This is a genomic window from Constrictibacter sp. MBR-5 (assembly GCF_040549485.1).
In the GTDB taxonomy this organism is placed as follows: domain Bacteria; phylum Pseudomonadota; class Alphaproteobacteria; order JAJUGE01; family JAJUGE01; genus Constrictibacter.
Genome location: NZ_JBEPTK010000026.1, coordinates 1 through 20,628 on the forward strand (window position 1 = coordinate 1; position 20,628 = coordinate 20,628).

Consider the following 20,628-nt stretch of genomic DNA (forward strand, 5'->3'; position numbering starts at 1 on the left):
TGGAGAAGCCGCTCCATGTGAAGCGCGCCTCCGACCTTCTGTCCGCATTCGTCGGTGATAACGAGCGGAACATCGCCTCGGCCTTCCGGGGCGCCGAGCGGGAAGGGGCTGTGCTGCTCATCGACGAGATCGATACGTTCCTGCTCGACCGGCGTAGCGCGCAGCGCCACTGGGAGGTCAGCATGGTCAACGAGATGTTGACCCAGATGGAATGCCACGATGGCATCTTCATCGCCTCGACGAACCAGATCGACGCTCTCGATAAGGCCGCGCTGCGGCGGTTTGACGTCAAGATTAGGTTCTGCGCCATGCGGCCGGAGCAGGCGTGGGAACTGCTCCGGCGGCAATGTGCCCTCCTGGGGATCGGAGAGCCCGATGCGGGACTGCTGCCGGCGGTTCAGCGGCTGGGCGGGCTGGTTCCGGGTGACTTCGCCACCGTCTCGCGCCGCAGCCGCTTGTCGGCCATCACCTGCCCGAGCGCGTACGCCGCGGCGCTTGCGGAGGAGTGCGCGCTTAGGGGCGATCAGCGGACGATCGGTTTCGCGGTGCGGTAGGCAATCACGGCGGCGACGACGCGGTTCGCTACGATTGTACAGAGACGGCGACAGTCGGTGGTGAGGGGAGTCCATCCGGATGGACTTGCAGGGACGTTTGCCGCGGAGCGACATCGGCCGTCGAAATCTTGCCGAACAGCGGAAGCCCTTGGCTTCCTGAGGCGTGTGAACTGGGGAGGGGTCATGTCGGGGATACCTTATCCGCACGATCGCCGTTCACCGTGACATGATCTGCGCCGATGGTTGGTCGACCCCGAGGGGATGTTGACGATCATGACTTTGCAGGCTTGGCTCAGAGCTTCGTCCAGTTTACCGAGTCCCAGTGAACATCGGCTGTTGCGGCATCCCCGTCGGCTGGTGCGCGACCGCGAAAATGGCCGGAGAAGGGGAGGGTGTTGTCTGTCTGAGGCAGGCGGGATGCAGGTGCCAAGGGTCGTGTCCCTGGGAGTGGTGTAGGAGTACCGGTCCTCGGCAGGGTCCGAGGGTAATCAGGCGGCCACGGCGGACAGCCTGAGGACGGGATCATCGCTCAGTGCTGCGAGCGACTCCAGGCTCATGTATCGGCGGCTGACCGCCCACTCGTCGTTCTGCTCCAGCATCAGGGCGCCCACCAGGCGGACGACGGCGCGATCGTTGGGGAAGATGCCGATGACATCGGCTCGCCGCTTGATCTCGCCGTTCAAGCGCTCGAGCGGGTTGGTGGATGCGATCTGCGGCCAGTGCTCGCGCGGGAACGTCATGTAGGCGAGCACGTCCTCACGGGCGCCGTCCATGAGTCCGGCGAGCTTGGGGAAGCGCTCGCGCAGGGCGTCGGCCACCTGCCGCCACTGGGCATGTGCGGCCTCGGCGCTGTCCTGGGCGAAGATCGTCTTCAGCATGGCGACCGCCGCTGGGCGCTGCTTCGCCGGCACGTGCGCGAGCGTGTTCCTCAGCCAGTGCACGCGGCACCGCTGGTGCGTCGCGCTGAACACCTTCGCCGCCGCTGCCCGCAGCCCCTTGTGGTCGTCGGCCACGACGAGCTTCACCCCGCGCAGGCCCCGGTCGGCCAGGGAGCGCAGGAACGCCTTCCAGAACGGCTCGGCTTCCGAGGCGCCCGTGGCGACGCCGAGCACCTCGCGGCGCCCATCCGTGTTCACGCCCACGGCGATTATCACGGCGAGCGACACGATCCGCCCGGCCTGGCGAACCTTCAGGTAGGTGGCGTCGATCCACAGATAGGGCCAGGCGCCCTCGATCGGCCGGGACAGGAAGGCGTTCAGGTCCTTGCCTTGCATGCGGGACTTCCTCCCCATCATCTGTTCAGGACGAGTGCCGAGGGCGGGCGGACCAAGCTGCCCCACGGCGCTGATCGCCGAGGCTCTGACGGTCCCGCCCGCCCGCGCCTGGAGGGGTGGTCACCCCTCCAGGCGCACCGCTCAGCTTGCGCCAGGCCGGCTCCGAGAACACGCAAGGCTCTTTCGAGGAACCGGGTGAGGCCCGGCCAGTGGCCGAGGGCATAGCGGATGTCGCCGGCCAGGGTGGAGCCGGACGAGATCGCCGACAACTGCTTCTCGAACCAGGGCTTCAGGGCCTCGACGATCGGCGCCGCGTGGCGCGTGCGCGCGGCCAGCTGCACCTCCGGGGCCTGCCCGCGCACGCCAGCCTCGACGCTACAGAGTGCTGCGATGTGGCGAAGCGCGGCCGCCGCTAGCGGCTCTCGATGTGGCCATCGCGTTGCGCAGTCCCCCTCCCGACTGCGTCCACCACACCGACCGCGGATCGCAATACGCTGCCGAGAAGTATACCGCGACCGCCTTGGCCAGGCGAAACTCGTCGGCTCGATGGGACGGCGTGGCAATCCCTACAACAATGCAATGATGGAGAGCCTCATGAAGACCCTGAAGGTCGAAGGCGTATACCCGCTCGAGTTCGAGACGGCGGAGGATGTCACGAACCAGCTTCCGGCCTTCATCGAGAAGTACAACGCCAAGCGCCTCCACTCATCGCTTGGCTACCTCAGCCCCGAACAGTTCGAGAAGCAGCACGCCCAGCCACCGGTCAAAGACGCCGCCTGATTGTGTCCGGCCCAAGGGGCCCACTCCAATCAGGGGGCAGCTTGAACGCCGTTTGACAATCAGAGGAGCCCGGTTGCGGCGGCGGGAAGCGGTCTTCGACGCCCGTGGTACCCCCGGGGAAGCGGCTACATTGAAGTCTTCGCGAGGAGCGGGCGGACGTCGATCTGTGTATGAATGAAATAATGAATGAGCCCTTCCTTCTGGGTTATTCTTGTCCTCGTCGGATTTCACCTGACAATTTGCGCGAAAGAGGAATTGCATTATGCCAGATTGGTGTTACGATAAGATCATGATCGAGACAGATGGCTCAATAACAGGGGCAGGCCTTCTTTCGGTACTTCGCGACCGATCGCAATGTCCAACGCGGTCGTTTAGCCTGACGAGCTGTGCGCCGATACCCGGCGACCTCTCTAGCGAGCCGTTCGGTTCGGACGGCTGGTACGACTGGCGGTTGGTTCACTGGGGGACCAAGTGGGACATCTCCTGCCAAGGTGACGACGAACCGTGCGTCGATTGTAACGGAGACAGAATTACCATAATCGGCGAAACACCGTGGAGCCCCCCGGCCGCAGCTCTCGACCGACTGGCAGCGGCGTTCCCCTGCATCTCGGTTTCCCTTTACTGGGCGGGCACGGAGCTGGAGGGCTGCACCGTCTGGAAAAACGCGACACGAATCCACGACTGGTGGAGATGGACTGCAGATGAGGTCGATTGGGAAAACGCCAACCGCTCAGAGTGGGACGGCGCTGCACGGCTGTCGCGTTACTTTCGGATGCCCGCGGAGGTTTCTGTACATGAGTGCAGGGCACGCAGTTAATCTGCATGCCTAGTCTAAACCACATGTCTGCCTGAGTACGGGGCGGCCCGTCTCACCAGCATGCAGGTAAAGAGGGCCGCGCCGGATAGACCGGTGTCGAGCCTCATGCATCGGGAGAGGGGCCATGGCGGATCGTATTAACTACGTCGGGCTTGTTGTTCACAAGGAGGGGGGATCCCATGGTCGGGGGCAATGTTCGAAACATGTTGATCGCGGTCAAGATTGCTTTCGACGCGCCAGGCGGTGGGTGGCGCTTTCGCTGTGTCCAACGCCAAGGCGATGCTGCATCAGACGGTGGCACCGAAGCTGCGGGCGGCTGCCAACGAGCGACGCATGTCGCTCAGTGCTCGTTCCGCGGCGACCCGTGCGCGATCCTGCCCGGTCGCCGATCCCTCCCCGTAGTAGGCCCCTCGACCATCATTGAGGACGGTTCTGACATCCCCAAAGTCGAGTCCGATGATCCCCCGGGCGGAGACGAGCTTGGATATCGCCTCAACCGCGCCTGTGGCCGACGCGAGTGCCGGATCGTAGAGCGGGGGAGGGGCCGCCGCCCCAAGGCGGTGGTAAGGCAACCACAGCAGCGCTGCTGTGGAAGCACTGCCAAGAAGAAAACTGCGTCGCGTGATTCTCATGTGGCCTTCTCGGGCGTGGGTGCGCGTCATCATCTCCCGAAACTTGTATCTGTCGACCGCGCCGGCGTTGCCTCAGGCTCCGCGGCTGGCGCGACAGACGGTTCGCCCGAGCAGTATCCGGAGGAATGGGGGAGGGATATGATCGCCGCTGACCGAGGCGCGGCGATGTCGCTACTCGTGCGGTTCGGCAAGGCGTCCGACGTCGACGGTGTCCTCGCCTGTGTCACGCCAGATTTTGGATGGCGCCTGGCGAAGGGGCTGGAAGCGCCCGACGGTCTGATCGTGCGCGGCAAAGAGGTGGTTCGCCAGGCGCTCGCCGAACGCGCGGCCGTTATCCAGCGCATTCGCTTCTCGGAAACAGAGGTCACGATCGTCGGCGACAGCATCATCGACGGCTCCGCGCTACCGGGCGAGCGGGCAACTGGCGCTCCGATCCTGGCATGAGCATCAACGTCTATGATCTACGCGACGGCCTGATTGCTGCTTAGGCCAGCTACCGGAACAGATCGGCTGATCCCCAAGCGCGCGAGGAGCAGCACCCGGCTCAGTCGGGGGCGCCGTGGGGGCGGTCGCCGGAACCCTGGCCGGTGCCGCGTGAGCCGAGCGGCCGCCTTCGGCCGCGAGCGCCGGCGGCGCTGATCGAGGACGCCCTCGCCATCCTCGGGGCGGCAATCATCGCGTGGAGCCTGTCATGAGTGAAACGTTCGATGTGATGTTGCTGGCGCGGGGTAGGCAGGCCGGGTGCAGGCTTATTGCCTGGCCGCCGCCTGGACGCGCGTGGCGCTGGTCGAGCAGCACCTCCGGTGGCACCTGCGTCAACATCGGCTGCATCCGACAACTCCGAACCCCGGCGTCATGCCACCGATCGTCAAAACCGTTCTTATCAATCCGCCACTTTCGCTTCGCCTGGACGAGATGCGGAGTCTCGTCAGAGTCCATCCGGATGGACTCCCAGGGGGCGTTCATCGCGGAGCGAGGCCGGCCGTTTATCTGCTGAGAAGCCGGCAGTCCCTTGGGTCGTTCCAGAGACATGTGAACTGGGAAGGCGATGTCGGGGATACCTTACCCGCAGGATTACCGTTCACACCCTGGCAGAATCTTCACCGATGGCTGGTAGACCCTGAAACGGGGATGTTGACGATCATGACGACGTTGGACGTGCCGCTGCCTCGCTTCCTCTATGTCAAACGGCAATAGAAGCTAACCGCTCTTCTAGAGCGGGACTCTTGGTCTGAACAGCGGAACCGGATAAATTGACAAAATTAGCCGACTGTCCAAAATATGAAAGTCATGGCACGACACTGATCCCATGGCGTCTAATTCAAGCGGAAGGTTGCCACAGGATTTTCTGGCCAGGGAGCCCTGCACGGCTTGGCGAAGCGCCAAGAAATCTCCCGCAACCTGATCCGGACCAGGGATCGAGTAGTACGATCCGACGGCGGATCTGCTCCAAGTCTACAGACACCGCGATGGGAAGACCCATTCGGGAAAGAATGATCGCCGCAAAGGTGCCGTGCGCATCGGCGAAGCCCGTCCTCGATCGGAACGCGGGCACGACGTCTCTGACGTTCGTCCTGTATCACGGCGGCGGCTATTCCGTTCCCATCGAAACGACGCGGTGTTGCTGGCGCAGCGGCCATGGCCCTCCGATCGCCTCTATCGCTGAGTGGAAATGCCAGTCAGAAGCGCACGGTGAGGTCGAGCAACCAGTCGGGCATCATGCGCACCAGAGCGGCCTCCAGGGATCTGTCGAGGCCGGTAACGATCAGTCCGCCCACCAGAATCAACAATCCCCCTAGGATGGGCTTGCTCCAGCGGCCGATCGACTGGAAGGCCGCCTTGCGCGTCGCCAGCGCCTTCCGCGATCCATAGGCGAATGCGAGCAGCGCCGTGGCCACGCCGAGCCCGAAGATCAGGAATATGAGGAAAGCGGACGGCAGATCCTCGCCACGGCTCGCTGCGGCGATGGCCACTCCGAGCGTAGGACCGACGCATGGCGTCCAGACGAGCCCGAGGAGAAGGCCGATCGAGAACTGCCCGCCGAGGCCGCGGCCGGAGACGCTCGCCAGAAGGCGATTACCGCCGCTCGCGATCGGTGCGGCGGCGCTGGCGAAGGCGATTTGGGCAACGGGTACGGTCAGCAAGACGCCCGCACCGATCAGGATGATCGCCGCGACGAGCCGCATCACCTCCTGATCGAGCCCGATGCTGAACCCAATCGTCAACAGAAGGAAGCCGAAGATCGAGAACGACAGGACTAGGCCGGCGGCTAGGGCCGCCGGTCCGTAACGGTTCTCGCCAAGGGCCGAGCCGATGATGATCGGCAGGATCGGAAGGACGCAGGGATTGAGCAGAGTCACGAGCCCGGCGACGTAGGGTAGAAGAACCGTTCCCAGCATGGGTTCGCTCGCTCCGCGTGCCGGTCAGCCGCCCGCGGCTGAGAGGATGGCGGCGCGCAGGCGGTCGCGGTCCGTTTCGGCGATGCTACGGGCGACCTCGCTGCCGCCCTTGAACACCAGAATCGTCGACTGGCGCGGGACCCGGTGCTCGCGCAGGAAAGCCTTCTCCTGGTCGTAGTCCACCGTCACGAAGAGGCTGTCCTTCAACTCCGGCTCCGCCTTCAGCTCGTTCAGGATCGGCTTCTGCGCGCGGCAGGTGGGGCACCAGTCGGCATAGACGTCGACGATGATCGTCTTGCCGGCCGCCTGCGCATCGGCGAATGCCGCTTCGGAATAGGAGATGCTGTTCGCGGCGGCGAGCGTCGCTGATCCCGTGAAGGCCAGCAGCATCAGCGCGAAGACGGTCCTGATGGTCGATTTCATGATCTGTCCTTTGTCGGTTCGAGAGGGAGGCCGGCGCATCTTTGCCTAGGCGGGAACCGGCCCGCATCGGCGGGCGGCGAAACGCGCCGTCACGCAGAGACCGGCGACGAGGAGAAGGAAGGCCGCGGGAATCATCAGACTCATTGTGGTGACGACGGCCGTGGTGACCTGAAGACCGAGGAGCAGGAAGAGAAGGGGAGCGCAGCAGGCGCTGCCGGCGAGGAGGCCCGGAAGACCGGAGATCAGCCCCGAGAGCGGGTGCAGTCCGCAGGCCGTGGCGCAGCGCCCCGCAATGCCCACCAGCGCGATCTGCACGCCCGTCAGGAGCCCCAGGATCAGGCCCGTCGCGATGTTCAGAGGCGACAGCAGCAGGACCGCCCCGGGAAGCCCGATCACGGCGACTGCCTCGAACTGGAAGGGCGCGCGCTGACGCAGCATCAGTTCCATCCAACTGCCGGCGACGGTCGCGGACAGCGGACGCATCACCGCGTCGATCGCGAGATCGCCGACGGACAGCAGGAAGGCGGTCAGGTAAAGCGCCGCTACCAGGGAGACGGTGCGCAGGCTGCGCGGCTCGCCCGCCAGACGGCGCCAGACGTCAGGCATGAACCGCGGACCCTGGATAGAAGGCCGCCCAGGCGAACCACATCGCCTGGAACGTATTCACCGGTTCGAGCGCCCGGCCGTCGGACCACCGCACGGATCCGGGCAGGGCGCCGTCCATGGTGGCGCGCGCATCGCTGGCGCCGCGGAAAATGTAGCCGGTGTCCAGTCCCGGATCGTACACAGCGGTGAACGCGTCGCCGCCGACCCGCTGGATCAACTGTCCCTCTCGACGAAGTGTCGCCAGATCGAATGCGACCGCGACATCCGCGGTCCTGCCGCCCAGTACCATCGTCTTCGGCGCGAAACGGTCGTCCTCATTCAGCACGGGAAAGATGCGGGCACTGTCCGGCGCGTAGTAACCCTCCGGCGGATTGTAGGCGCCGTATGGGTCCCGCTCATAGTTTCGCGCGAAGCCGGTTTTCGTGGAAAGGACGTCGGTGCGGGGGTACGCGGCCCGCCAGCGCTCCCATGTCGTCCAGACAAGGGGACGCTCGACCAGCGCCCCGCCGGCATGCGGCCCGCTGATGCCGACCGCCAGAACCTGCGGGAACCAAGTGTCGGTGTCGCGGTCGTACATGACCAGGTTGCTGTTCACCAAGCTGCCCGAAACGCCGAATGCGGTATCGTTCCGCTCGAACGCGATCGCCGTGCCGGTGAGCGGACAGTAGGTCACGGCCAGTCGGCGCATGCCGATCGTGTCGTTGACGATCTCGTGCCAGACCAGCACGCGCTGCGGGTAGGCACGGGCGGTGCCTCCCTCGACCAGCCCGAAGACGATGTCGCCGTCGTCCAGATATCCGCCGGCCTCCGCCGCACTCCAGAAGGCCGGCGCGTCTATCGACGGGATGCCGTCTTTGCCGGGGCCGCCAGACATCATGATCTGCCTGTAGGCGGAGAGGTCCCGCGGAACCAAACGTCCGCCCGCGAGGAGGGGGAACCGCTCCCGGCCCTGCGCGATCCCGAACGGCATCGCGGCCAGAGCTACGGACGAAAGCGCACCAGTCAGGACCGTGCGGCGGCTGGGCATCCGAACGCCTCCTCGATCTCGGTCGGGCCGCGACCGACCACTTGGCCGGCCGATCGGCAGACGGTTCAATCCCGTATTCGTGCCGCGACCCGATCCGGTTACGTGCGGTCGTGGTTCGTCGACCGTTGCTGCCGGCACGTCCGTCAGTGACCGGAGCATGACGCTCCGCCGAGGACGCAGAATTGCGCACAATTGGGATGGTTCAAACGGACCGGTCCGCTCGCGGCGGCGAGCGTCCCACCTATCTCGAACGCCTCGTCGTAAGGCAGGAGCGTGCACGCCACCACGGCCGGCCGCTCGCTGCCGCGCCGCTTCACGACCATGCGGGATGACGCGCACATGACGCTGTCCGGAGACATGCCCAGCCGGCTCCAGCAGCCCTCGCTGATCTCCGGGACGTCGCGGGTGCCGTCCATCTCGGGGAAGATGACCAGCGCGGCCGGGTCCGCAGGGTCGATCGGAAGCCCGTGCTTTGCAAAGAGGCGCGCATAGCCGAGGCGGGCCTCGGCGTCGCTCTCCGTGCCGATGGACCGACCGGCGACACTCACGGTCAAGCCGCTCCGTGCGAGCCACTTCAAACCATCGATGGCGGCGTCGAAGGCGCCCAACCCGCGTTCCTCATCGTGCCGTTCGCGCGTGTAATGATCCAAAGACACGCGCATCAGTAGGATGCCGCCGAGCCGCCGCACGACGGACAGAAGTTCTTTCTCCAGGCGCCGCATCGGTCGCATCGCGTTGGTGAGCACCAGGACCCGAAAGCTGCGGCTGAGGCACAGCTCGATCATGGCCAGAAAATCGGGATTCATGAACGGTTCGCCGCCGGTGAAGCCGATCTCGTCGGTCGGGGCGCGCAGCCGATCGATCTCATCGAGATAGTCGCGCAGATCGTCGAGACGGAAATAGGCCAGGCGATCGTTCCGCGGGCTCGATTCGATGTAGCAGTTCCGGCATTCGATATTGCAGAGCGTCCCGGTGTTGACCCAGAGAGTCCGCAACGCGGTCAGTGCGACCTCTGCCCGCGGTTCGCCAGCAGCCGTCCACGCCGGGTCTTCGAACTTGGCCGTACCGCGCGCTCCAGGCCGCCCATGGGAATCCGGCCAGTGATGCTCCACCCGGGGATCGCGCGCAGGATCGAGCGCCACCGCCCTCCACTGCGGGCGACAGAGAATCTCGCCGGCTTCGAGTGGGACGCCGCGAGCAGCACACTCCGCGGCAGGCAGAACATCGCAGCTCGGCCACAGGCCCTGCTCCAGCGCATCCGCATAACCCTCGGGTAGGCCTGCAGCCCGCATCTTCGCCGCGGCGCCGGCATGTCCATATTCGAGCGCGCGATGGGCGATCCGAAGGCCGGACGCCGACGGCGTGAGAATGCTGTACCAGACGCGCGGCGTGCCGTCGTTCGCCGGCAGGCCGACAACCCCTGGATTGTGCCAGAGGAAGCCCTCGATCGACTGTGTGAAGGGAAGTCCGCAGTGACCGCCGACGATGCCGTCCACACCGGCTGCGCTGAGTTCGGCCAGCTTGGCTGCCGCTGGCGTCGTGGCGAAGTTGAATACGTTGATGTCGTTCAGGCCGCCGTGCACGACGGCGAGGCGGATCCCGCCGAGGACAATGTCGATACGGCGCGGCAGGTTCGCCATCCAGGCCCGCCGATCGGCATCCACCAGGCCATCAGCAAATGCGTACCACGCGGCACTCAATCGATCGCAGCTACTCCCGGGCTCAAAGCCGCATCCGCAATCGCCGGCACCGCTCGCCAAGGATTCCTCGCAGTTGCCCATGACGACGTGTATGGCCGACTCGCGGATGACATCGATCGTCGCGACCGGGTCGGCGCAGTAGGCGACGACGTCACCCGTGCAGACGATCCGTTCGGGTGGGATATCGAGACGGCGGGCGTCGTCGAGGACTGCGCGTGTCGCTTCGAGATTTCCGTAGGGCCCGCCGAAGATGAGCACCGGTTGGTCGGTAGCGATCGTTGCGGGTATGCGCATGATGAGATCGAAACTCCCTGCCGACGGGTCGAGACGGCCGTCGACGTCGCCACGGCGAGTGCCCGGCGACGATCGGCCATGTCGAAGGTGTTCGAGCGCTCCGCGGCCGAGGTTACACGGCCCACGTCGGTTCTTACCGGATGCGGAACTTCGACGCTCGCGACGATCGGAACCTCGGTGTGCCGGAATGGCGCAGGCCGGAGAGAACGCCTCGCCACCCGAAGCTGGCGCCGACGCTGCGGGCCGCGCGATCGGCATAGGTGCCCTGCACTGCAGCCGCGCCACCGGCTTCGAAGAGCGCAAGGTTCACGGCACTTCCGATCAGCCCAAGGTGCGTCAGTGCCTGCGGGAAGTTGCCGAGGAACGCCCCCGTCCGCGGGTCGATCTCTTCCGCGAAGAGACCGACATCGTTCGCACGACCACAGAGATGCTCGAAGAGGGTTCGTGCCTCCTGTCCCCGACCAAGGGCCAGAAGCGCATCAACCAGCCAGAAGCTGCAAAGAAGGAAGGCTCCTTCACTGCCGGTGAGCCCGTCCTCGGCAACGTAGCGGACGACGAAATCGCCTTCGCGCAGGCCGGATTCGATTTTCTCGACGGTTGCGGCGAGATCCGCACCCGCCAAGGGGAAGTCCATGAGCGGAACCAAGAGCAGCGCGGCATCGGGACCGGCATCCTCGGCGGCGCGCGGAAGGGCAGCTCCGCTTCGTTCGAGAATCGCGGCGCGGATCTGCGCGCGCAGTTGAAGCCAGTCCCGACGCTCGCCGAGGAGCCGGATCGCGCGATCCACCGTGACCCAGCACATCACGCGCGAATGGGTGAAGTGCAAAGGGTCGGAACGCACTTCCCACAGGCCGCTGTCCGGCTCGCGCCAATACCTCGCCACCATTTCGACGAAACCGCTCAGCAGGGGGCGAGCCTCGGCCGGCAGGCGGCCGCCCAGCCGGACATAGATCAGGGCGGCATCCAGAATATAGCCGTACACGTCCAGCTGTCGCTGGCGAACAGCCGCATTGCCGATCCGGACAGGCCGGCTGCCGCAGTAGCCGTCGAGATGTAGCAGCACCGACTCCGGCAGTTCCGTCTCTCCCGCGATGCCATACATCAGCTGAACGTCCGGATGGGTCGTTGCGCAACTGCGCTGCAGAAACGTGAAGAAACGCTGCGCCTCGCCCGAATAGCCAAGCGACGTCAGAGCATAGAGCGTCAGGCTGGCGTCACGGACCCAGCAGAAGCGATAGTCCCAGTTGCGTTCACCGCCGATCGTTTCGGGAAGCGATGTCGTCGGCGCCGCGACAATCGCCCCGGTCGGCGCGAAGCACATCAGCTTCAGCGCCAATGCGCTCCGCCGGACATGCTCGGTGTATGGACCCTCATACCGGCAGAAGCCGATCCACTCCTCCCAGAAGTGCATCGTCGTGGCCAGTGCGCGGTCGACATCCTCCGGGTCGCTCGGTGAGGCGGACGCGCTGAGAAGAATGTAGAACCGATCGCCCGCGCGGACCGCGATGCGACCGCGCGCCTCGTGCCGATCCACCTCAAACGGGAGATCGGACTGAAGGCGCAATCCATTTTCCGCGACGAAGCCCGTTGCGTCAGGCTGGAGGTGCGCCGATCGCCGCGCGAAGTCGAGCGAGAGACGCAGGGCAAAGTCCAACTCGACTTCACCCGAAACGCCCTCGATCCGACGTATCAGCCAGGCCGGCGCCTCCAACGAGACATAGTCGAAAGCGCCCGCCGTCCCGTCACGCCCTACCGCCATGAAATCCGTCAGGTGGACGGCGCCGGTATCGGTCGTGAAACTCGTTCTCAAGACATTCGTGCCAGGCAGATAGTGCCGGTCCACGGCACAAGCTGCTACCGGCCGGGTCGCCATGTAGCCGGCCGATTCATTGTCCAGCAGGCGGCAAAGCACGGGGTCGGCGTCGAACCGGCCGAAGGCGCACCAGTCGATACCGCCGTCCATAGAAACGAGCGCGGTTCCATGGCAGTCGCCGAGCGCGGCATAGTCTGCGATGGGGCGGTACCCTCGTCCCTCCGCACTGTGGGGGAGTCGGGTTTTCGTCTGTGGGGCGGTCTCCCGCATGTCGGCCTCCGTTCAAGGCAGCCTGGCGAGTGCCCTGACCAGGCGTCGGCTCCACGTCCCAAAGAGCGATGCGCGGTAGAATTCGCCGGCAGCGGATTTGCTCGCCTCACCCAAGGTGGGATATGGCGCAACGGCACCGGCGATGTCCTTCAGCTTCAGCCGCTGCGCGATCGCCAGTACCCACACCTGGATGAGCTCACCGGCATGCGGCCCCAGGATCGAGGCACCGAGCACCCGGCCATTGCGCCGTGCGACGATCTTCACCGAGCCCAAGGTCTGAAGCTCAGCCCGCGCTCTGTCGTTCTTGCCGAAGCTGGACCGCACCACGACGATGCGGTCGCCGTGGACCTCTCGGGCCTGAGTCTCCGTCAATCCAACCTGTGCGAGTTCGGGATCCGTGTAGGTGACCCACGGCAGAGCGCGGTAGTCGACCTGCGCCGGGAGCCGGAACAAGGCATTGCGCACGACGATGCCGGCCTGATAGGCGGCGGCGTGCGTAAACTGGGGGCCGCCCGCGACATCGCCAATGGCATAAACGCCCCTGACGCTTGTGCGCATCCGGCTGTCGACGACGATCCCCTTCTTGCCGTAGGCGATACCCGCCGCGTCGAGATCCAGTCCATCGATGTTCGGACGTCGTCCGGTCGCGACGAGCAGGTGCGACGCGACGAGCCGGCTCGTTCTGGTGCCTTCCCTGATCAGCACCGCTATCCCGGCCTCATCCGCTTCGACCGACACGATCTCCACCTGCGGACGGATGTCGATGCCCTCGGACAGAAGATGCCGAAGCAGCGTGTCGGCCAAATCCCGATCGTCTTTCGCCATCGGTCGCGCCGCCTCGAGAACGGTGACGCGGGAACCCAGGCGGCGATGCGCCTGAGCCATCTCGATCCCGATGGGGCCACCTCCTATGACGACGAGGTGCTCGGGAAGACGCGTGTTCTGGAAGATCGTCTCGTTGGTATGGAAGCGAACCCCGTCGAGGCCCGGAATGGGCGGCACCGCCGGGGACGAACCAGTGGCGACGACGATGCGTCGGGCCTCTATGAACGTATCGTCGGCCACCAGTTCGCGCGGGCCCACGAAGCGTGCTTCCGCCCTGATGACCTCGGCGCCGAGCTCTTCGAACCGGACTTGGGAGTCGTGTGGCGCGATCGCCCGAACGACGTCTTGGACATGCTCGCGTACCCGATCGAAATTGACGGACGGCGCTCCGGCGTCTACGCCGAACCGTGGGCTCGATCGCACCGAGGCTGCGGCGTTCGCTGCTGCAATAAGCGCCTTCGACGGAACGCAGCCGGTGTTCAGGCACTCTCCTCCCATCTCGCCGCGTTCGATCAGAACAGTCGTTACGCCCAGTTGCGCAGCGACGGCGGCAACGGAGAGACCTCCCGAGCCCGCACCGATGACGCAGACATCGGCCTTGATCCGTGAACTCATAGGTCCTCCAGGCGGCGAGGCCGCGATCGGGGTGCGGGCGGAACGGCGTCGGGTGCGGGCGGAGCGGTGGGCACAGCCATGGTCGTTCCGCTTCAGGGAGCCTCGGCGATTCCCATTTCTCGAAGCTTCGTCCGGGTTCTGCGGCCGATCAGGACCGTCACACCCACCGTTGCGAGCAGTCCCACCCCGAACAGCACCCAGCGCAGCAGGCCGACGTCGGTGCTGTCTGTGGTCGCGGCGCGCCCCATGATGCCCAGCCAGACGAAGACCACTGTTCCGGGTGCGATGCCGACGAAGGTCGCGAGCACGTAGTCACGGAACGGGATGCGGGTGATTCCAAAGAAATAGTTCTGAAGATTGAACGGCACCAATGGGCTGAGGCGAAGGAGAAGCACCACCTTCCACCCCTCGTCCCCTACCGCGCGATCAATGGCCGCGAAGCGCGGGCGACCGTCGAGCATCGCCTGCACCTTTCCCTGCGCAATGTACCGGCCAATCAGGAAGGCGGCCGACGCTCCGACCGTCGCAGCGGCCAGGACCAGGGGAATCCCCATGACGCCGAAGACGAGACCGGCGACGATCGACAGGGCGGACGCCGGGGCGAGCAGAACGGTTGCGAGCACGTACACGAGGCCGAACGCAGCGAAACCCCACATGCCGAGACGTTCGACCCAATGCTCCAGGCGCAGCATCCATTCGTCGATCGGCAGGGCGAACCACACGACCAGCAGCAGTCCCAACGCAGCCGAAACGGCCAGGCCGACGAGGAGCCTTTGGCGCACGGTGCGGGGCGGCCGGGGCCCACCACCTGAGCCCGGAGCCATCACGCGGAAGCCTCTTTCACGCCGCGCCAGCTTCCGAGGGCGAACGCCAGCATCCCGCCTCCGAGGACCGAGAGACTCACGATCAACAACTTCGTGTAGTCGTGGATCGGGCCGAACATCGGTTCGAAAAGCGCGAAATGGCCAGCGCTATCGACGAAATAGCCGATCGATCCCGACATCGCCAAGGCGAAAGCCGTAGCGTACGACCAGCGCGGAACACGAAAATCTCCCCAGATCCGAAAGAAGACGACCGGCGCAAGAAACATCGACGCCGTGCCACTCACGGCGACGGCCGAGAAGAGGTCCTTGCTGCCGACGAACAGCAGGCCCAGCCCGCCGACCAGAAAGGCCACCATGGCGATGCGTCCGTTCAGGATCGATGGCTGCGCGATGCGCATGTCCACTACGACCAGTTTCGAGGCACTGGAGAGCGTGGAGTCCAGCGTCGAGACGGCGGAGACGATGAGGGCGAGATTGACGAGCACCATCGTGCCGCCGCCGAGAAGTCGTCCCAGCGTATCCATCAACACTTCGTCGCCATCGCGGTGAAGGCCGGCAAACACCCCGACCAGGCCGAAGGCGAGGATGCAGACGAGACTGATCCAGAAGGCGTGATAGAAGCTCCGCATCGTCGTGTGACGATCGGCCAGGAAGCCGCGATCCGTCATCACCGGATCATGCAGCGGGTAACTCCAGACCTGCAGGAGTGCGACTGCCAGCAGCACCCATCCCGGGCTCGTGAAGTCCGGGCTGCTCGCTAGCACCGGGACCCAGGCGAAGTCCGCACGCAGCACCACGGTCGCGAGCAGCGCCGCCAGGAGCCCCAGCAACACCGTCATCTGGACGACGTCGGTCTTCAGCGACGCGCGCAGTCCGCCCATCGCGCCGTAGCTCAGCGTCAATGCGGCGACTGCAACGATGGCGATGGCGTATGGATACGAGCCCGCGCTGCCGAAGATGATGCCGACCACCAGCAGGTTCGCGAAAACCTCGCTCAACAGGCGCAGCGCGACGACGAAATTGTAGGTCCATTCGCCGAAACGGCCGAAATCCGCAACGAGAAACGACTGGATGTTCCTGAAGCCGTGCTTGAAGCGGATGCCGTCCACGACGTGCGCGCCGACAAGGAACGAGCCGTAATAGGTCGCATAGGCGACGGTCCCGGCAATGCCGAACAGATAGCCAAGAATGGCGGCGTTCAGGAGAGAGCGGGCGAATATCCAAGTCGTCACTTGCGACAGGACGAGTGTCCAGAGGCCAGGGGGCGCCCCCTCCTCGTCGGCGCCGTAAAAGAACCCCTCGACCGTGCGGACCCGCGGCGAGACCACCAGGCTCAGAAGCCCCAGCCCGATCAGGGAGAAAATAAGGACATACGCCATGTACCAGAGACCCGAGAGTCGCGGATGAGTGTCTTCGGCAGACTGTCGTGCGCGCCGGCGACGATATGGTGCGAACAACCGTCGTCACGAAGCCGTCCCGCAGCGGCCGACATGACCTGCTCGGGTGGGGTTCCCTGCGGAGCACCGTAAGGTTACGCCCTCATGGAATCGCAGGGCAGAAACGGGGAGTTGCTGCCCGACAAGCGGTTGCCGCAGGTGGGACCGGCGGTTCTGCGCCGATCCCACCCGTTCAGATCCGCTGTCAGTTGCCGAACTTCTCGAAATTGTCTCGGCGCCACTGCGCATCGCCCGCTCGTGAAGAGCCCGCGGGAAAATAGCCTCCGAGGTTCAGATCGCGTCCAGCACCGCCCGAGGCCGGGGCCTTGGCCGCACAAGGATTCTTGGCCGCACAGGGATTCCTAGCCGCGCAGGGGCTTTTTGCTGCGCAGGGGTTGCGGGCGGCACAGGCCGATTTGGGAGCGCACGGCGCTCTCGACTGCCCCGCGGCAGGCAATGATGTCGCCGCCAGAAGGCCTCCGACGGCTATAACCGAGCTCAATGCCGCGACAGTTCTCACCTTTTGCGAGCTCATTCTCGTTTCCTTACCTTCAGTCATTCAGTTGTCTTGGTGATTTTGGCCGTGTGCAGCCAAAATTCGGCGCCTTTCGCCCGGACGGGTACTTTCGGACCATGCGTCTGCGCACAGTTATTCGGACGAGGTGCTCGGAATTTCGCCGCAACAACTCTGAAAGTTACCGGTCCCGGCTCACAAAAAGGTGATATATCGATGCGACCGCTGGCCAGCGGCGATGCGGCGCTTCAAGATGGATGTGCCGATCAAGCGGCGACCGCGGCCGCCCGATGGATCGGAACTGCATCGAAGAGGCATACAAAAGCGGTGGACAACAACGCTGAACTGGTCCGGGACGTCTGGGGTGCCCTGATGGCGGCATCGCAGGCCGGCGACAAGAGCGCCTATCGCCAACTCCTGACCGAACTGCTGCCCTATCTCCGGCGTATCGCACATCGGAGGCTACCCACACACGAAGATGCCGAGGACGTCGTCCAGGAGACGCTCGTGACGATCCACGCCATCCGCCACACCTACGACCCGTCGCGGCCGTTTCGGCCGTGGCTCGTGACGATCGCGCGTCGAAGGATTGCCGATCGCCTTCATCAGCTGGGACGGCGGAACCATGTCGAAGCGCCACCCGACCGAGGAAGCGAAACCTTTTTCACCGAAGACTGGAACCTTGCAGAAGACAGGATCAGAGCGGGCGAACTTCGTGCGGCGATCACCGCGCTGCCGCCCGGACAACGGCGAGCGATCGAGTTGACCAAGCTGCGGGAACTGTCCCTCGCAGAAGCGTCGACGATATCCGGTGTGTCCGTTACGGCCCTGAAGGTCGGAGTGCATCGGGCGGTCGCGACGTTGCGTCGTCGGTTCGTCGGCAGCGAGTGAGCGGGAGACGCGTCTTGGCGGAACTTCGAACAGAGGATCTTCTCGAGCGGCTGGTTGCCGATGTGCGCCCCGTCAGAAGAGTGGTCCACCCGGTGGTGGGGGCAGCCATCTGGTTGGCGGTCGCGGGAGCGGTCGTCACCACCATGGTGATTTTGCACGGGCTCCGGCCCGACCTGATGGAGACATTCGCGCGGCCGTTCGTGAAGACCTCGTGGATCGCGTCGATTCTCACGGGGCTATTGGCGGCGGTCGCGGCGTTTCACATCGCTCTTCCCGACCGCTCTTCACGGTGGGCATTGCTCCCGCTTCCGCCCCTTCTGCTGTGGATCGCCGGGCTGGGCTACGGGTGCTTTACAGACTGGTTGCGGGTGGGCCCGGACGGACTCGTCCTCGGGACCAGCTTCAGCTGTTTCGCCGTGATCGCGCTGACGAGCCTTCCTCTGGGGACTGGCATGCTGTTCATGCTGCGGCATGCAGCGCCGGTCAGGCCGGCGCTCACCGCAATGATCGGCAGCCTCTCCATGGCCGCGCTGGTTTCGGCCGGGCTCCAGCTGTTCCATTACCTGGACGCCGCGATCATGGTGCTCGTGTGGCACCTCGGGCCGGTATCGGTCGTCGTGGGCGTCTTCACCTTGGCAAATCGCCGGATCTTCTCGGAGATCGAGAAGATCGACCCCATGGCTGCGGCAGCAACTTGAACGCATCTGCAGCGGGATGACGTGGTTCGAGGACACCATGGTCGAGGAAGAAGCGGGCGCTGGTGAACGTAGCGAGAGCGCAGGCGCGCCAACGATCGTGCTCGATCAGCGCGCTGCCTTCTCGGGATCGGAAGGCGTGGACCGTGACGGCCTCCGCGACGCGGCATTCGAGCTGATCGAACTCCATCGCCTGTTCGCCAAGACAGAGGAGAATGTCGTCGGCGAGGTTCTCCGCGAGTCGGACGGTTTCGTCGAGTGGGAGCATTATCCGGAGAACGACGCCTACGATCCCGAGACGGGTGCCCAGTATTACTACCACGCACATCCACCGGAGGAGCGCGGCACGAGCGAGCATGGTCACTTTCATCTGTTCATGCGCGAACGGGGCATGCCGGCGGGAGCCGTCCCGTTTCCGGGCCAGGAGCTTCCGGAGGGGGAGAACGCCATCCTGACGCACCTGGTGGCGATCTCCATGGACCCACGCGGGCTGCCGATCGGGCTCTTCACCACCAACCGCTGGGTGACCGGAGACATCTGGTACCCGGCGCAGGATGTCGTGAAGATGATCGACGCCTTCGCAATCGACGTGATCCGGCCGAACCTGGCGGTCAATCGATGGCTGACGGCCATGGTGCGGCTCTTCCGGCCCCAGATCGTTTCGCTGCTGGAGGCGCGCGACCACGTCCTCCGCGATTGCCTGTCCCGCGCACCCGCTGCCACGGTCTTCGAAGACCGCCGCACCGAGGTGATGTCCTACATGGCGATATCGGTCGAGGACCAGGTCCGTCTGCTCTGCGGGGAATCGGCTTCGGCGGAGCCGGCTTAGATATCCTGCCGCCCACGCCCACTCGCCGTTTGCTCGTCGCGCTCCACGGGACGGGCTGCAAAACTGCTGTCACACACTCTGCCCGCGCCCGCGTCTTCGGTCTCGGCGCTCCCGCGCCGGGTCCGACTCCCCACGAATGACACCGTCCCCAGAGATATTTCTCAGACACGCATCTAAGATGCGAGTGCATCCAGGACGGGACACTCCGGCACCTGTTGGCCAGAACATTGCGCCGCCGTTGCCACCAGTACGCGCTCGATGCGCTTCAGGTCGGCGATTTTCATGCGCACGTCTGCAAGGTGCCGCTCCGTTCTTTCCTTCACCTCCGCACAGGTCTGTGTTCCACCGTCCACCAAGCCAAGAAGTCCGCGGGTTTCCTCGAGGGCGAAGCCGAGTCTGCGCGCGCGCAGTATGAAGCGCAGACGCGAGACGTGCTGTCCGTCATAAACGCGGTAGCCGGCAGGGGTGCGCGGTGGCACCGGCATCATGCCGATCTTCTCGTAGTAGCGGATGGTCTCCAGATTGCAGCCCGTGCGCCGCGCCAGTTCCGCGCGCTGCACACCCTTCCCGGAATCATGGTCGGTCATCTCGCAAATTTTCCCTCTTGAGCCTGTAGTGACTACAGACCTTATCTGAACATCAGAACGGAGGCGAGGACCACGACGCATGAACACCACGCGAACGGAAACCGAGGTACCGCAAGCCGATAGCGAGGCGGACAAGCGAAACGGCTGGTTCGCCACCGGCGGCGTCATTGGTGCTGTCCTGGCCTCGGCCTGCTGCATCGCGCCGCTGATGCTGCTGACGCTGGGGATTTCCGGCGCCTGGATCGGCACGCTCACGGCGCTGGAACCCTACAAGCCGTACTTCGCCATCGTGGCGCTCGTCTTCATCGGGCTCGGCTTCCGGCAGGTCTACTTCAAGGCCAAGCCCACCTGTGTGGACGGCTCCTACTGCGCGAAACCTCAATCCGCCCTCATCACCAAGACCGCCCTCTGGGTTGCGACCGCGCTGGTCGTTCTGGCGCTGACGATCGACTGGTGGGCGCCATTTTTTTACTAAGGAGACCCGACATGAACCGACCACTTATGCTCCCCGCCGCCCTGCTTGCCGTGGGCGGGTTCGGCGCCGTGGGCCTGACGGTGCTCCCATCCCTTTCCGCTCCGCCGGCGGCCGCCCAGGTCGCGGCCGTGCAATCGGCGACGTTTACGGTGGAGAATATGACCTGCGCGCTCTGCCCGGTCACAGTGAAGAAGGCCATAGAGAACGTGACCGGCGTGCAGTCGGTTCAGATCGACTACGCCGCCAGGACGGCAACCGCCATCTTCGACCCGGCCGTGACGTCCGTTGAAGCCATTGCCGCCGCTTCTACCGACGCAGGTTATCCGGCAGCAATCAAACGCTGAGATC

Annotated in this window: 21 protein-coding genes and 1 pseudogene; 9 read left to right on the top strand and 13 right to left on the bottom strand. The window is 65.0% G+C overall.

All coding sequences use genetic code 11. The features are described 5' to 3' along the window. Positions 1-17 precede the first annotated feature (17 nt). Positions 18-554: an AAA family ATPase gene (locus tag ABIE65_RS26505; protein WP_354081774.1), complete on the top strand. Its 537-nt coding sequence runs from the start codon at positions 18-20 to the stop codon at positions 552-554. A 488-nt stretch (positions 555-1,042) separates the two neighbouring features. On the opposite strand, the pseudogene ABIE65_RS26510 reads toward ABIE65_RS26505, so the two are convergent. Then, positions 1,043-1,813 (bottom strand): annotated as a pseudogene (locus ABIE65_RS26510) (IS256 family transposase); the annotation flags it as partial. Positions 1,814-1,845: 32 nt separating this feature from the next. Continuing rightward, positions 1,846-2,391: an IS66 family transposase gene (locus ABIE65_RS26515; RefSeq protein ID WP_354081775.1), complete on the bottom strand. Its 546-nt coding sequence runs from the start codon at positions 2,389-2,391 to the stop codon at positions 1,846-1,848. Here ABIE65_RS26515 and ABIE65_RS26520 point away from each other — a divergent pair. Together ABIE65_RS26520 and ABIE65_RS26525 are read left to right on the top strand one after the other, a co-directional pair. Then, positions 2,375-2,608 carry an integrase core domain-containing protein gene (locus ABIE65_RS26520; protein WP_354081776.1) on the top strand — a complete coding sequence of 78 codons (234 nt, stop codon included), beginning with the start codon at positions 2,375-2,377 and terminating at the stop codon, positions 2,606-2,608. The two genes, ABIE65_RS26515 and ABIE65_RS26520, sit on opposite strands and share 17 nt — an antisense overlap. 289 nt (positions 2,609-2,897) lie before the next feature. Then, entirely contained in the window at positions 2,898-3,425 is a 528-nt protein-coding gene (locus ABIE65_RS26525; RefSeq protein WP_354081777.1) for a DUF1281 family ferredoxin-like fold protein, read from the top strand. Between the two features lie 287 nt (positions 3,426-3,712). On the opposite strand, the gene ABIE65_RS26530 is transcribed toward ABIE65_RS26525, so the two are convergent. Then, the gene (locus ABIE65_RS26530) at positions 3,713-4,087 is read right to left on the bottom strand and encodes a hypothetical protein (protein WP_354081778.1); all 375 of its coding nucleotides are present in this window, start codon (positions 4,085-4,087) and stop codon (positions 3,713-3,715) included. Positions 4,088-4,195: 108 nt separating this feature from the next. Between ABIE65_RS26530 and ABIE65_RS26535 the strand changes: the two genes are divergently transcribed. After that, positions 4,196-4,501, top strand: coding sequence for a nuclear transport factor 2-like protein (locus tag ABIE65_RS26535; protein WP_354081779.1), 306 nt, complete (start codon positions 4,196-4,198; stop codon positions 4,499-4,501). Positions 4,502-5,736: 1,235 nt separating this feature from the next. On the opposite strand, the gene ABIE65_RS26540 is transcribed toward ABIE65_RS26535, so the two are convergent. From ABIE65_RS26540 to ABIE65_RS26580, 9 genes are all read right to left on the bottom strand, one after another. Beyond that, the gene (locus tag ABIE65_RS26540; protein WP_354081780.1) at positions 5,737-6,456 is read right to left on the bottom strand and encodes a cytochrome c biogenesis CcdA family protein; all 720 of its coding nucleotides are present in this window, start codon (positions 6,454-6,456) and stop codon (positions 5,737-5,739) included. Between the two features lie 24 nt (positions 6,457-6,480). Continuing rightward, positions 6,481-6,879 carry a thioredoxin family protein gene (locus ABIE65_RS26545; RefSeq protein WP_354081781.1) on the bottom strand — a complete coding sequence of 133 codons (399 nt, stop codon included), beginning with the start codon at positions 6,877-6,879 and terminating at the stop codon, positions 6,481-6,483. Positions 6,880-6,924: 45 nt separating this feature from the next. Further along, on the bottom strand, positions 6,925-7,485 hold the full coding sequence (locus tag ABIE65_RS26550) for a hypothetical protein (protein ID WP_354081782.1): 561 nt from the start codon (positions 7,483-7,485) through the stop codon (positions 6,925-6,927). Next, a complete protein-coding gene (locus ABIE65_RS26555; protein WP_354081783.1) occupies positions 7,478-8,512 on the bottom strand; it encodes a DUF3179 domain-containing protein in 1,035 nt (344 codons plus the stop codon). The genes ABIE65_RS26550 and ABIE65_RS26555 overlap by 8 nt, the downstream gene beginning before the upstream one ends. A gap of 143 nt (positions 8,513-8,655) precedes the next feature. Next, positions 8,656-10,758 carry a radical SAM protein gene (locus tag ABIE65_RS26560; RefSeq protein ID WP_354081815.1) on the bottom strand — a complete coding sequence of 701 codons (2,103 nt, stop codon included), beginning with the start codon at positions 10,756-10,758 and terminating at the stop codon, positions 8,656-8,658. Beyond that, positions 10,640-12,589 carry a glycoside hydrolase family 15 protein gene (locus tag ABIE65_RS26565; protein WP_354081784.1) on the bottom strand — a complete coding sequence of 650 codons (1,950 nt, stop codon included), beginning with the start codon at positions 12,587-12,589 and terminating at the stop codon, positions 10,640-10,642. Before ABIE65_RS26565 ends, ABIE65_RS26560 begins: the two co-directional genes overlap by 119 nt. Positions 12,590-12,601: 12 nt before the next feature. Continuing rightward, positions 12,602-14,029, bottom strand: coding sequence for a dihydrolipoyl dehydrogenase family protein (locus ABIE65_RS26570; RefSeq protein ID WP_354081785.1), 1,428 nt, complete (start codon positions 14,027-14,029; stop codon positions 12,602-12,604). 92 nt (positions 14,030-14,121) lie between these two features. After that, positions 14,122-14,811: a TVP38/TMEM64 family protein gene (locus tag ABIE65_RS26575; RefSeq protein WP_354081786.1), complete on the bottom strand. Its 690-nt coding sequence runs from the start codon at positions 14,809-14,811 to the stop codon at positions 14,122-14,124. 41 nt (positions 14,812-14,852) lie between these two features. After that, positions 14,853-15,962 carry a hypothetical protein gene (locus ABIE65_RS26580; protein WP_354081787.1) on the bottom strand — a complete coding sequence of 370 codons (1,110 nt, stop codon included), beginning with the start codon at positions 15,960-15,962 and terminating at the stop codon, positions 14,853-14,855. 1,057 nt (positions 15,963-17,019) lie between these two features. On the opposite strand from ABIE65_RS26580, the gene ABIE65_RS26585 reads away from it, so the two are divergent. The 3 genes from ABIE65_RS26585 to ABIE65_RS26595 are packed head-to-tail and all read left to right on the top strand — an operon-like array spanning position 17,020 to position 19,218. After that, on the top strand, positions 17,020-17,694 hold the full coding sequence (locus ABIE65_RS26585; protein ID WP_354081788.1) for an RNA polymerase sigma factor: 675 nt from the start codon (positions 17,020-17,022) through the stop codon (positions 17,692-17,694). 14 nt (positions 17,695-17,708) lie between these two features. Continuing rightward, positions 17,709-18,392, top strand: coding sequence for an NrsF family protein (locus ABIE65_RS26590; protein WP_354081789.1), 684 nt, complete (start codon positions 17,709-17,711; stop codon positions 18,390-18,392). A gap of 16 nt (positions 18,393-18,408) precedes the next feature. Beyond that, positions 18,409-19,218, top strand: a complete 810-nt coding sequence (locus ABIE65_RS26595; RefSeq protein WP_354081790.1) for a DUF6969 family protein — start codon at positions 18,409-18,411, stop codon at positions 19,216-19,218. Between the two features lie 173 nt (positions 19,219-19,391). Here ABIE65_RS26595 and ABIE65_RS26600 read toward each other — a convergent pair whose 3' ends face one another. After that, positions 19,392-19,805 carry a MerR family transcriptional regulator gene (locus tag ABIE65_RS26600; protein WP_354081791.1) on the bottom strand — a complete coding sequence of 138 codons (414 nt, stop codon included), beginning with the start codon at positions 19,803-19,805 and terminating at the stop codon, positions 19,392-19,394. A gap of 79 nt (positions 19,806-19,884) precedes the next feature. Here ABIE65_RS26600 and ABIE65_RS26605 point away from each other — a divergent pair, with 79 nt between their 5' ends. Together ABIE65_RS26605 and ABIE65_RS26610 are read left to right on the top strand one after the other, a co-directional pair. Next, positions 19,885-20,280, top strand: coding sequence for a mercuric transporter MerT family protein (locus ABIE65_RS26605; protein ID WP_354081792.1), 396 nt, complete (start codon positions 19,885-19,887; stop codon positions 20,278-20,280). An 11-nt stretch (positions 20,281-20,291) separates the two neighbouring features. Further along, the gene (locus tag ABIE65_RS26610; RefSeq protein ID WP_354081793.1) at positions 20,292-20,624 is read left to right on the top strand and encodes a heavy-metal-associated domain-containing protein; all 333 of its coding nucleotides are present in this window, start codon (positions 20,292-20,294) and stop codon (positions 20,622-20,624) included. Positions 20,625-20,628 lie beyond the last annotated feature (4 nt).